Source organism: Bifidobacterium sp. UBA6881, assembly GCA_002451435.1.
Taxonomy (GTDB): Bacteria; Actinomycetota; Actinomycetes; order Actinomycetales; family Bifidobacteriaceae; genus Bifidobacterium.
The window spans coordinates 9,841-19,335 of record DKCF01000109.1 but is presented as its reverse complement, the minus strand read 5'-3'; the positions used below and the strand labels follow the sequence as shown (position 1 = coordinate 19,335).

Genomic DNA, 9,495 nt, shown 5'->3' with positions numbered 1-9,495 from the left:
AGGACGCCGGCGAGGCAGCCAACAACGAAGAGTGAGGCGTGACGCATATGCTGAAGTCCACGGAACAGGCGCTCAGCGAGGCCTACGGACTGGCTCTGCTCGATCTTGACGGCGTGGTCTACCGGGGCAAGAACCCGGTGGACCACGCGGCCGAGAACATCCGCAAGGCGGAGCAGCTGGGCATGACGGTGGAATACACCACCAACAATTCCTCCCGTCTGCAGTCGGTCGTCGCCGATCAGCTCAAAGGATTCGGCCTTGATGTGGAGCCATGGCAGGTCATCACTTCATCGGTGGTGGCCGCCCGTATGGTGGCGCGCGCGGTGCCGAAGGGCGCGAAGGTGTTCGTGCTCGGAGCCCGCCATCTTCGTGAAGAGGTGTCCAAGCAGGGGCTGCAGGTCGTGGATTCGGCCGAAGAGCGTCCCGTCGCGGCGATTCAGGGTTGGTATCCCGAGATGTCGTGGAACGAGATGGCGCAGATCGCCTATGCGGTCGAGCATGGCGCGACCTATTTCGTGACGAACCGGGATCTGACCATTCCGCGCGAACTGGGCATCGCCCCCGGCTGCGGATCCATGATCAAAGCGGTCATCAACGCCACCGGCGTGGAACCGGTCTCGTCGGCCGGAAAGCCGGAATCGGCCATGTACGACGAGGCGCGTCTGCTGGCCGCCCACGACGGCGCCGATCCCGTGGCGAAGGAGCGTTGCCTCGCCATCGGCGACCGTCTCGACACGGACATCGAGGCGGGCAACCGCGGCGGATACGATTCGCTTGCGGTGCTCACCGGCGTCACCAACCCACACGAGTTGATGTTCGCGCCGGCGCATCTGCGCCCAGCCTTCATCGCCAAGGATTTGCGCGGCCTCAACGAACCCGCGCCGCGCATCAGCCATGAGGATGGCGCGTGGATTTGCGGCAATGCCCAGGCCCGTATCGATGGCGACCGCCTGTACGTCACCGATACCGCCTCGGTCGATGGCCTGCGCGCGGCCTGCGACGCCATGTGGGATGCCGCCGATCACGGACGTGACGTGCAAAGCGTCGACGTGCCCGAATTCCACCTCGATTGATGCGGAACGTTCCCATGCCCCGCAGCGTCTCCCACAACGCGGTCCGTTTGGACGTCGCCTTGGTCGATCGCGGTCTTGTCGACAGCAGGTCGAAGGCGCAGCGTCTGATCACGGACGGCAAGGTCAGCGTGAATGGCCTCGCCGCGCGCAAGGCGTCGCTGAAGATCACCGCCGATGACGCCGTGGCCGCCGACCTGGGTGAGGGCTACGTTTCCCGAGGCGCCTACAAACTGGTAGGCGCCTTCGACGCCTTCGCTTCCAAAGGACTGGTCTCCGCACGGAATCTCCGATGCCTCGACATCGGCGCCTCCACCGGAGGATTCTGCGATGTGCTGCTGCGCAGGGGAGCGTCCAAGGTCATCGCCTTGGACGTCGGCCATGGACAGCTTGATCCGCGCATCGCCGATGACGACCGTATCATCGAGATGAGCGGCGTCAATATCCGCGATGTCGAAGCGGAGGACCTTCCATATCGGCCGCAGATGATCGTATCCGACGTGTCGTTCATCTCATTGACGTATGTGATTCCCGTCATCGCGCGGATAGCCGCGCCCGGCGCGCAAGTCGTGCTGCTCGTCAAACCTCAGTTCGAGGTCGGCAAGGGCAATCTCGGCAAGAACGGCATCGTGGAAAGCGAACGTTTGCGCAGGCAGGCGCTCGACACCGTCATCGCATGCGCGCGCGGCAATGGACTGGATGTGCGTGGCGCCGGCCCGTCGCCCATCGAAGGCACACACGGCAATATCGAATATCTGCTGTACGCGGTGGCGCCGATGGCGTAATCGCATACGCCGCATCATCGCATATCAAGCAATATCAACGAGTCACAAATGGGCTGGAATCCTATCATGGATTCCAGCCCATTGCCATATCGGTTCGCAGGCCGTCCGCATGCCATCGCCATTCGTACCGGCCGAGGCGTAACGGTGCCCGAAATCGATCAGCCCCTCAGGAAACGGTCGATCTGGTCCTGCTTGCCCATGATGATGAGCTCGTCGTTGCGGTGCATGATCAGTTCCTTCGAGCCGTATTCGAATTCCTTGCCCGGCGATTTGATGCCGACCACGGTGATGCCGAAACGCTCATGCACGCGCGCGTCCTCGATGGTGTAGCCGACGACGTGCGCGGGCGTATGGATCTTCACGACGTTGTACGCGCCCTCCAACTCGATGTAATCGAGATAATTGCCGGAGACCAGATGCCCCACACGCTTGCCGGCGTCGGTCTCCGCGTTGATGATGTGGCGCGCGCCGATGCGCTGCAGGATGCGCGCATGCTCCTTGGAGACGGATTTCGCCCAAATGTCCGAAATGCCGGCGTCGAGCAGATTGCCGGCGGTGATGACGGACGCTTCGACGCTGTCGCCGATCGCCACGACCGCGGTGTCGAAATCGGAGGCGTTGACCTGTTCCAGCGCCATCACGTCGGTCATGTCGGCTTGTACGGTCGGAATCTGCGAGGACCAGCGGTTCACCAGTTCGCCATCCTTGTCGACGGCGAGCACATCCTGGCCCATCATGTCCAACGTCGTGGCCACCGAACTGCCGAAACGGCCCAGTCCGACCACAAGAACGCTTCTGGTGTTGTTCGCCATGATTGTTCGCATACCTTTCGAATTTCTAATCCAACATCCGCTGTTTGCCAGTATATGCTTCCGTCAGCCGACCACGATCTGCTCGGTGGGGTAGCGCACCGCCTCAAGATTGTGCGGGCGCGACACGGCGTAGGCGATGGTGAGCGGCCCCAACCTGCCGATGAACATGGTGGCCGCGAGGATGTACAGCACCAGCGGGCTGTTCTCGTTGGCGACGCCGACGGAATAGCCGCCCAATCCGAACGCCGAGCAGGTGTCGAACAGCGCGTCGGACAGCGAGCATCCGCTGATGACCATAAGCGACAACGACACCACGGTGACCAGCGTCAGACAGGCGGTGCTGACCGCCACCGCGGTCATGACCGCCTGCGTGTGGATGCGGCGGTGGAACGCGTTGATGTCATGGCGCCCCGTGAACGCCGCCCTGCACGTCAGCAGCAGCACCGCGAATGTGGTGACGCGGATGCCGCCGGCGGTGGAGGTGCTGCCGCCGCCAATGAACATGACGATGGACAGGAACACTTTCGTGGCATCGCTGACGCCCGGCATCCAGGAAAGGTCGAAGCCCGAGCTGCGCGGCATGACCGCCGCCACCATGGCGTGCCAGAGCCGTGGCTCGATGTCGTCCCCGGAGAACAGCAGCGAATTGTTCCACTCCATGACGAGGAACCAGGTGAACGAGGCGATCACGATGCAGAACGTGGTCGTCAACGTGAGTTTCGTGTGCAGGCTCCACCGCTTCGCCGGACGGTGCGCGCGCCATGAGCGCATGAGGTTCAGCAGCACCGGGAATCCGAGCGTGCCGCAGAACGCGCTGGCGAGGATCGGCAGTCCCACGGCCCAGTTGTTGACGTGCAGTCCCGCGCCGTCAGGGGTGAAGCCGGCGTTGTTGTATGCCATCACGGCGAAGAACAGCGATTCCCACAGCGTCTGTCGCACGTCGCCATGGTTGACCTTGTACAGACCCGGGAACAACGCGAAGAAGGTGATGCCCTCGATGATGAACGCGGTGGTGATGACCACCGTGAGCACGCCTCTGATTTCCCCGAGCTTCGACGTGCCGAGCTCGTTGGCCGTGAGCATGCGCTGCGTCGCCTTGAGATGGTGGTTCACGGCGAGTGCGATGAGCGAGGCGAAGGTCATGACGCCCAAGCCGCCCATCTGCACGGAGAAGATCAGCACGCCTTGGCCGAAGGTGGTCCAGTGGGTGGTGGAATTGACGATGGAGATGCCGCAGGTGGAGATCGCGGACACTGCGGTGAAGAGCGCGGTGGTGAATGTGGTGGTTTCGCCCTTCGGGGTGGCGATGGGGGTGAGCAGCATGCTGGTGGAAAGCATTGCCAGCAGCATGAAATAGCAGATGGTCAGTCGTCCAGGATGGTTGACCAGACGATGCATGAGGCTTCGTTTGCGCGGTTTGCGGTCTTCCGCCATGGCCTTTTCGAAGGTGTCTCCGGAGAACCACCATGCGTAGCCGTGCGAGGCCTCGCGGTTGGAGGAGGACTCGTCAAAGACGAGATTCGACATGCCGTTCCCCGCTCCTTTTCTATGGTGGTCTTTCCGTCCTTTGCGTTATTGTAAGCGTATGTGTGGCTAAGGACGGGCCGGGAACGGCTGGACGTGGCGTCGGACGCGCGGTGTTCGGCCCGCGGATCTCGGCGTGGATTTCCCGTTTTCGTTCATTTGTTCGATTATGATGGCCGTTGGGACGTCTTCGTGATGTTCCTCGGATGGTCGCCTGTGGAAAGGTTTGCGGATGTTCGGTACACGGCACGCGGTGGTGGTGACGCATACGCGCCTGCGCGAGAGCGGCACGGTGGTCGAGGAGGCCGTCGACCAGCTGACGGGGGCCGGCTTCGAGGTGTCGATCATCGATAACGTCGAGGCTCCGGATTTCGGCAGCCAGCCGCCGGTGGTCGACGACGGCACGGAGATCGTGGTCGTGCTGGGCGGCGACGGCACGATTCTGAGGGCCGCGGAGCTGGTGCACTGCACGCAGGTGCCGATTCTGGGCGTCAATCTGGGGCACGTCGGTTTTCTCGCGGAGTTCGAAAGCTTCCAGATGAGCGAGGCCATCCGGCGTGTGGCCGAACATGATTATTCGATCGACGAGCGCATGATCGCCCATGTCGATGTGTGGCTTCCCGGGGCGCGAAAGCCGATCGAGGATTGGGCGCTGAACGACATCACACTGGAGCGCGCGGTCCGTGGCAAGATGGTCGAGTTGTCGGTGCGCGTCGACGACGTGGAGATGAGCTCGTTCGGCTGCGACGGCGTCATCGTGTCGACGCCGACCGGTTCCACCGCCTACGCGTTCTCCGCTGGCGGCCCGATCATCTGGCCGAACGTGAAGGCGTTGCAATTGGTGCCGTTGGCCGCGCACGCGTTGTTCGCAAGGCCTTTGATCATCGGCGCGGGCTCCACGTTCGCCTTGGACATTCTCGAGGATTCGACTTCCGACGGATGGATCTGCTGTGACGGCCGCCGCCAACGCGCCCTGCCGAAGGGCACGCGCGTCGAGGTGCGCGAGTCGAAGAGCACGTTGCGTCTGGCCCGTCTTTCCGGCGTGCCGTTCACGAATCGTCTGGTCACGAAATTCGATCTTCCCGTCGTCGGCTGGCGCGAGCAGGCGCGGAAGGCGGACGGCACGCACCATGGACAGTCGTTTTCGGACGGCGTCGAGGAAGGCGGGAAGTAACCGGCATGCTTGAGGAGCTTGAAATCCGCAATCTTGGTCCGATTCGTTCCGCGGTGATCGCGCCGGCCGGAGGCATGACGGCGATAACCGGCGAGACCGGCGCAGGCAAATCGATGCTGCTGAGCGCCATCAAACTGATCTCCGGCGGCCCGTCCGATGGCGGACGCGTGTCGGTCGGCGCCGACGAGGCGTGGGCGCAGGGCGTATTCGAGGTGGCGTCGTCGCCGGCCGCCGTCGCGGCCGCGCACGAGGCGGGGTTCGAACCCGAGGATGGCGAACTGTTTCTGTCGCGCAAGGTTCCCGCGTCGGGCAGGTCGCGCAGCATGCTGTCCGGACGCAGCGTGCCGCGCTCGGTGCTGCAATCGGTCGCCGCGGAATTGGTGACGATCCATGGCCAGGCCGACCAGCTGCGCATCGCCTCCACGATTCGCCAACGTGAGTTTCTGGACCGGTATGCGGCGGATGAAGTCGCTTTGGCTGCCTATGGCAAGGCATGGCACGCCCTGCACGCCATGGACGAGCGTTTGGAGCGGCTGTCCCGACAGGAATCGTCGATGCGGCAGCAGGCGGATTATCTGCGCGAGTCCATCGAACGGATCAACCGCGTCGACCCGCAGCCGGGCGAGATGGAGGAATTGCGCGCGAGGCGTGACCGCATCGAGAACGCGGCGGAGATCGCGGAGGGCGTGACCCGCGCGTTGGGCGCGCTCGACGCTTCCCAGGTGGCGGATGACGTGGAATCCTCCAGCGCGGCCGATCTGATCGACCGCGCGTCCCAGGCTCTGCGTGGCATCCATGTGGAGGGCGTGTTCTCCGAACTCGCCGACCGTCTCGACTCCATCAGCACGGATTTGTCGGATGTGGTGTTCACGCTGTCCGGCGAAGTGGACAACGACGCGAGCGTGGAGGACTTGGATTCCATCAACGGCCGCATCCACGAACTGGACGAGCTGACCCGCAGATGGGGGCCGACCTTGGCCGATGTGATCGCATGGCGAGACAAGGCGGTGTTCGATCTGGAGGACCTCGACGCTTCCCCGGAAAAGGTCGGGCAATTGCAGGAGGAGCGGGCCAAACTGTTCGAAGCGGCGTTGAAGGCCGCCCGTGCGGTGAGCAGACGCCGCGCCTCGGCCGCGAAGGAACTCGCCTCCAAGGTCACCAAGGAATTGGATTCGTTGGCCATGGGCGGCTCGAAGCTGGAGATTCGTGTTTCGGAACGGGAACAGATGGACGCTTCCGGATTGGACGACATCGATTTCCTGTTCACGCCGTTCCCTGGGTCGCCGCAGATGCCTATGGGCAAAAGCGCTTCCGGCGGCGAATTGAGCCGACTCATGCTCGCCTTGGAGCTGGTCGCCGCGGAACGGCATGTGGTCGCCGGCGGCACGGTGCCTCCGATGACATTCATCTTCGACGAGGTCGATGCGGGCGTGGGCGGCAAAACCGCGGTCGAATTGGGCGCTCGTCTGGCGAAACTCGCGCAATCCGCGCAGGTCATCGTCGTCACCCATCTGCCACAGGTCGCCTCATGGGCGGACGAGCAGTATGTGGTGGTCAAAGGCGAGGCCGATGACGGTTCGGTCGTGACCGACATCAAACAGGTGCGGAACGATGAGCGCGTGCATGAGATAGCGCGCATGCTGTCGGGCAGCGAAAGCGAGGCGTCGCTGGAGCACGCCGAGGAGCTGCTCGAATCGTCGGTGCTTGACTGACGCGCCTGCATTACATGTCTTGCATCGATTTGACGGGACATTGATTTGACGGGACGAATCGGCGTTCGTCGCGGTATTGTTGCGGCAATGGGTTTTGCGCCGGCTGCCTTGCGGATGCCGTCGCATACATGGTATGGATATAAGGAGTGAACCATCATGACCGGCAATACGGTGAACAATCACGGCAAGGCGGCCATCTTCGACCTTGACGGCACATTGCTTGACTCCATGGGCGTATGGGACCAGGTCGATGTCGATTTTCTCGCGCGGCGCGGCATCGAGGCGCCTGACGATTACATGACGAAGGTCGCGGCGATGCAATTCCGGCAGATCGCCGAATACACCATCCAGCGTTTCGGATTGTCGGAAACCCCCGAGGCGCTGATGGAGGAATGGGACCGTATGGCACGCGTCATGTATGCCACGGTGGTCGAGGCGAAACCGCATGCGCGGGAATATCTGGCGGCGTTGAAGGAGAGCGGTGCGAAGCTCGCCGTGGCGACGTCGCTGCCGCCGGCTTTGCGCGAGCCGGCGATGCGGCACGTCGGCATCCTTGATTATTTCGATGCGATCGTCAGCGTCGATGATGCGGGCGACGTCGGCAAGGACCGGCCGGACGTGTATCTGTTGGCGGCGTCGCGTCTTGGTATCGAGCCGGGGGAGTGCACCGTGTTCGAGGATCTGTTGGTCGGCATGCGGTCCGCGAAATCCGTTGGCATGACGGTGTGGGCCATGCATGACGATTCGTCCGATGCCGACTGGTCTGAGATTTGCGACGTGGCGGATGGCGTCATGTTCGACTTCCGGGACGCGCCGGATGTGCTGTAGCGCGGATCGCCCTTGCCGTTGTTGATGGGCGGGCGATGGGCGGCTGGGGAATCGCCCATCGAATCAAAATAAAAAAGCGGTCCGCCTGTAGCGGACCGCCCTGTTGTCGCGTAATCAGCGCATGCTGGAAACCATGTCGGACAGCGCCTTGTTCACACTCGGCGCACCCGCGGAACGGCTCATTTCATTCAGGGTCTGGACTTCCAGCGCGTGGCGAATCGCATGCATAAGCTTCATTTTGTGTTCCTTCCTCTTTTGTCGTTACACAACATAGCAGACACTCGTTTCCGCACATCATTTTGCAATTGTTTGCATTGAAGAAGATTGTTGCGGTCTGTTGGCCAGATATCTTTGCGATGGCAGATGCGCAATGACGTCCTATGGGAAATCGCCACTGCGATGACATCGATGGTCGGGAACACCGCCAGTGCGGCTGCTTCGTTCCTGCCGATCGCGTCAGCCAAGCGATCGGTGGCTTCTTCGAATTCCGGCAGTGCCGTGCGCAGTCCAAAGAGCGCGCCTATGATTATGCCGATGCCGAGAACAAAGACGATCATGGCATGATAAGGGGAGAACCGGTATAGGAGCGGTTGCATGGCGGCGTTGAACGGCATGAGGACCAGCACGGTCGCCGCGGCGAAGACGAGTATGTCCACGGCCTTGATTGGTTCATGCGTGATGACGTCGGCCAAGGCGATGCCGACGGCCACTTCCAGTTCTGCTTTCCTTGGGGTCTTTGCTCATGATTGTTCCCTGTAGGCTTTCTCGAACATGCCAAGCAGGTCGATCAGGCTGATGTCGGCGGCTTTGGCGGCGGTGACCGTCTGCTCGAATACGTCCATGATGCGTTCGCGTGCGCGTTCCTTCATGAGTTCGTTGCCGCGTTCCATCACGAACGTGCCTTTGCCCTGCACGTTCTCCACGAGCCCTTCGTCGGCCAGTTCGTTGTACGCCCTGGTCACGGTGAGCACGCTGACGCGCAGTTCCTTGGCGAGTTTGCGTAGCGAGGGAAGCGCCTCGCCTGCCGCAAGTTCGCCCGACATGATCGCGGACCTGATTTGGTTCTTGATTTGTTCGTAGATCGGTTCTCCGGACACGGATGAGATGATCAGCTTCAACCTGTGCCCCTTTCTATGCGGTGTTTTGCTTCCCAGTTGAACGGTTCATGTCGAACTGTTCAACTGTTATATACAACAGTAACACAGATTATGTCTTACTGTTATGGCGTGTTATATAACAGTAAGATGTGTGATTTCCGACGTCGTGGTTCTACCGCTCCTATAATTTCCTTAATTTCCTTTGGATATGCGGAATGAGGATGATTCTGGCCGTTGCATGTCGCTTCCGGAATGAATTACCGACGCCGCCATCGTCGGCGACGTTTTACATCGCACGAAATGTCGCTGAACGAATATGGCGCTGGTGATGCATCTGACAAGCGACGAAATCGCCCGTCTTCATTATTGGAAACGAGCGGTCACGCTGATTGATATTCCGTATGGCACCGGCAGAATATGCGGCCGCGCTTATCTTTCGTTCGGCGGAGGAATCATCTGAAACCCAATCGTCGTGCGTCGATTTCATCCGGGG

The 9,495-nt window shown here is 61.6% G+C and carries 11 protein-coding genes; 5 read left to right on the top strand and 6 right to left on the bottom strand.

Translation table 11 applies throughout. The features are described 5' to 3' along the window. The first annotated feature begins 47 nt into the window (after positions 1 to 47). Together B3C64_RS08375 and B3C64_RS08370 are read left to right on the top strand one after the other, a co-directional pair. Positions 48 to 1,073 carry an HAD-IIA family hydrolase gene (locus B3C64_RS08375; protein WP_291535022.1) on the top strand — a complete coding sequence of 342 codons (1,026 nt, stop codon included), beginning with the start codon at positions 48 to 50 and terminating at the stop codon, positions 1,071 to 1,073. Between the two features lie 14 nt (positions 1,074 to 1,087). Then, positions 1,088 to 1,855, top strand: a complete 768-nt coding sequence (locus B3C64_RS08370) for a TlyA family RNA methyltransferase (RefSeq protein ID WP_291535020.1) — start codon at positions 1,088 to 1,090, stop codon at positions 1,853 to 1,855. A 158-nt stretch (positions 1,856 to 2,013) separates the two neighbouring features. Here B3C64_RS08370 and B3C64_RS08365 read toward each other — a convergent pair whose 3' ends face one another. Further along, positions 2,014 to 2,667 (bottom strand): potassium channel family protein, encoded by a 654-nt coding sequence (locus B3C64_RS08365; RefSeq protein ID WP_291535019.1) that lies wholly within the window; start codon positions 2,665 to 2,667, stop codon positions 2,014 to 2,016. A gap of 63 nt (positions 2,668 to 2,730) precedes the next feature. Then, positions 2,731 to 4,194: a potassium transporter TrkG gene (locus tag B3C64_RS08360; RefSeq protein WP_291535018.1), complete on the bottom strand. Its 1,464-nt coding sequence runs from the start codon at positions 4,192 to 4,194 to the stop codon at positions 2,731 to 2,733. A gap of 229 nt (positions 4,195 to 4,423) precedes the next feature. Here B3C64_RS08360 and B3C64_RS08355 point away from each other — a divergent pair, with 229 nt between their 5' ends. The 3 genes from B3C64_RS08355 (at position 4,424) to B3C64_RS08345 (ending at position 7,905) form a co-directional block, all read left to right on the top strand. After that, positions 4,424 to 5,365 (top strand): NAD kinase, encoded by a 942-nt coding sequence (locus tag B3C64_RS08355; RefSeq protein ID WP_291535017.1) that lies wholly within the window; start codon positions 4,424 to 4,426, stop codon positions 5,363 to 5,365. A gap of 5 nt (positions 5,366 to 5,370) precedes the next feature. Next, positions 5,371 to 7,077 carry a DNA repair protein RecN gene (gene recN, locus B3C64_RS08350; protein ID WP_291535016.1) on the top strand — a complete coding sequence of 569 codons (1,707 nt, stop codon included), beginning with the start codon at positions 5,371 to 5,373 and terminating at the stop codon, positions 7,075 to 7,077. A 156-nt stretch (positions 7,078 to 7,233) separates the two neighbouring features. Beyond that, complete coding sequence (locus B3C64_RS08345; protein ID WP_291535015.1) at positions 7,234 to 7,905, top strand: HAD family hydrolase; 672 nt, start codon at positions 7,234 to 7,236, stop codon at positions 7,903 to 7,905. A gap of 114 nt (positions 7,906 to 8,019) precedes the next feature. On the opposite strand, the gene B3C64_RS08340 is transcribed toward B3C64_RS08345, so the two are convergent. From B3C64_RS08340 to B3C64_RS08325, 4 genes are all read right to left on the bottom strand, one after another. Continuing rightward, positions 8,020 to 8,142, bottom strand: coding sequence for a hypothetical protein (locus B3C64_RS08340; protein WP_291535014.1), 123 nt, complete (start codon positions 8,140 to 8,142; stop codon positions 8,020 to 8,022). Then, a complete protein-coding gene (locus tag B3C64_RS08335) occupies positions 8,139 to 8,615 on the bottom strand; it encodes a hypothetical protein (RefSeq protein ID WP_291535013.1) in 477 nt (158 codons plus the stop codon). Before B3C64_RS08335 ends, B3C64_RS08340 begins: the two co-directional genes overlap by 4 nt. Before the next feature lie 30 nt (positions 8,616 to 8,645). After that, positions 8,646 to 9,023 (bottom strand): GntR family transcriptional regulator, encoded by a 378-nt coding sequence (locus B3C64_RS08330; protein WP_291535012.1) that lies wholly within the window; start codon positions 9,021 to 9,023, stop codon positions 8,646 to 8,648. A gap of 265 nt (positions 9,024 to 9,288) precedes the next feature. Beyond that, positions 9,289 to 9,495 (bottom strand): hypothetical protein (locus tag B3C64_RS08325; protein WP_291535011.1); only part of this gene is annotated, 207 nt, incomplete at its 5' end.